This is a genomic window from Rubrivirga sp. (assembly GCF_049648075.1).
In the GTDB taxonomy this organism is placed as follows: Bacteria; Bacteroidota; Rhodothermia; order Rhodothermales; family Rubricoccaceae; genus Rubrivirga.
Window position 1 is genome coordinate 1 of record NZ_JBARYR010000317.1, and the last position, 1,835, is coordinate 1,835.

At 68.2% G+C, this 1,835-nt stretch carries 2 protein-coding genes; one reads left to right on the forward strand and one right to left on the reverse strand.

All coding sequences use genetic code 11. From position 1 onward, the window contains the following. The first annotated feature begins 74 nt into the window (after positions 1-74). Positions 75-866: a hypothetical protein gene (locus WBA11_RS09380; protein WP_424520437.1), complete on the forward strand. Its 792-nt coding sequence runs from the start codon at positions 75-77 to the stop codon at positions 864-866. Here the strand turns inward: WBA11_RS09380 and WBA11_RS09385 are convergent. Continuing rightward, positions 863-1,651, reverse strand: a complete 789-nt coding sequence (locus WBA11_RS09385) for an enoyl-CoA hydratase/isomerase family protein (RefSeq protein WP_424520438.1) — start codon at positions 1,649-1,651, stop codon at positions 863-865. The genes WBA11_RS09380 and WBA11_RS09385 overlap by 4 nt on opposite strands. Positions 1,652-1,835: the final 184 nt, after the last annotated feature.

The following is a 1,835-nucleotide window of genomic DNA, read 5'->3' on the forward strand; positions in this document are numbered from 1 at the left end:
CGAAAGGTACCGGGAACGCGTATGTCGAGGACCGGCGGCACGTATCTGCACGCCCGCTTCTCGTCCTCGACGCCATGACGCTCCGCCTTCTCGCCCTCCTCCTCATCGCGTCCTCGAGTGCGTCGGCCCAACGTGAGCGCACCGGCCCACCGCCGCACCTGCTGCCGCTCGTCTGGGACGCCGACGACCTCAAGGACCAAGAGATCGCCCTCGACGACTCGACGTACATCGTGTTCGAGGTGCCGAGCGCGATGCACCGGTGGCACGGGTTCGCCAAAGCCGACCGCCGGATCGAGGGGTGCGTCGGGGGCCATTGGGCACCCAGCGCACTCGCGACCGTCCGGCTCTACGAGCGGTATGGCGTCACCGATGAATACGGCGACATGGTCTCGACCTCGAGTCTGCTCGAGCGGGAGGAGCGCCCGCTGTTCTGCGTCGAGCCGTGGCTGATAGAGCCCCGGGAGAACGACATCCTGTGGATCTCGCATCCCCGAGACACGCTCGCGGTCACGACCATGCGGACCGCCCTCGAGCTATGCACGCCGGACTGCGACCCCGGCTTCGAGTGCGCCCTGCCCGAGCTCGCCGACCGGTTCACAACGCCACACGGCCTCGAGGTCGCCGCCGTGACGCTGCGGTTTAGCGAGGGCTACGATGGCGAGCCCGAACCGGACGCCCATCTGATCGGCCCGTTCTTCGTCCTCGAGACGACCTCGATGCGATACCCGTACCTCTACCTCAACCCCAGGCGCATCATTACGTGGGTCGCCGAAGACGCGAGCTACACCGACGACGAGCTCGCGTTCATGCGCCACGTGATCGACTCGGCCCGCATCTACGAGTTCGACGAACCGGTCGACTACTAGCCCTCGAGGGCGGCCGTTTTCCACGGCGGGTCCTGCTTGGTCAGGAACGCGTTGACGCCGGCCTTGCAGTCGTCCGTCGCGCGAGCGAGCGCGTTGAGACGGGCCGCGTAGCTCAGGCCCTCGGCGACGCCCATCGAGGGCACGTCGGCCAAGAGCTGCTTGGTCAGGGCGATGGCGCTCGCGCTCGTCTCCGTCGCCAGCTCGCGGCACAGCGCGTCGACCTCGAGGTCGAGATCATCTGGTGCGACGACGCGGGTCACGAGACCCATCCCCGCCGCGGTATCGGCGTCGATCAGTCGGCCTCGAAGAAGCAGGTCGCGCGCGGCCGCCTCGCCCAGCTTGCGGACGGCGAACACGGACACGATGGCCGGCACGAACCCGATCCGTGTCTCGGTAAACCCGAGCTTGACGCCGTCGGCCACGATCGAGAAGTCGCAGACGGCCGCGAGCCCGCAGCCGCCCGCGATGGCGTGGCCTTGGACCTTGGCGATGACGGGCTTCGGGAGCTGGTAGATCGTCTTGAACAGCCGCGCCAAGTGCTCCGAGTCCCTCAGATTCGCCTCGGCGCTGGCCGACGAGAGCGCCTTGAGAGCGGCCAGGTCGGCGCCGGCGGAGAACCCTCGCCCCGTTCCGGTAATCACGACGACACGGACGCTGTCGTCCCGGCCCGCGTCCTCGAGGGCGGCCGTCAACGCACCGACCAGATCAGCGGAGAGAGCGTTGCGGACGTCGGGACGATCGAGGGTGAGCGTGCGGATGGCGCCGTCGGTCGAGGTCTTGAGCATTCGAGGTCGGAAGTCGGAGCGTGTAAGATCCGACCTCGAGGCCGGGACGTTGTTGAGACGGCTCGAGGTTGGCAGTTCGATGCGCGGCCTCTGGGCCGGGAGTTCGCCTCGTCCTCGAGGTCGGCCCCTCGGGATCGGCGCAAACGCCGCTCCGCTCCGCCAGCGTTCGTTCGGCATCGAGGAC